General features: G+C 52.2%; 1 pseudogene. It reads left to right on the top strand.

Annotated elements, in window-relative coordinates:
• Positions 1-247, top strand: a pseudogene (gene nfeF / locus AC0IZJ_RS28625) (NADPH-dependent ferric chelate reductase NfeF); the annotation flags it as partial.

The raw sequence follows: 247 nt of genomic DNA, 5'->3' as shown, positions 1-247 counted from the left end.
CCGTTAAACCGCAAGTTAGTGCGCTGGTTAGCGTGCGGGATAACGCCTGTCAGGATTATCTCGCGCACCTTGATGGTTTTAATATCGAATGGCTGGCACATGATGAGCAGGCGGTAGATGCGCGTCTGGCGCAGATGCAAATCCCTGCCGATGATTACTTCATCTGGATAACCGGCGAAGGTAAAGTCGTTAAGAATTTAAGCCGCCGCTTTGAAGCGGAACAGTATGACCCACAGCGGGTACGTGC

The sequence above is a fragment of the Roseateles sp. AC306 genome (genome assembly GCF_979253795.1).
Note: the sequence above shows the minus strand (reverse complement) of the source record. Positions and strands in the feature narration are given on the sequence as shown.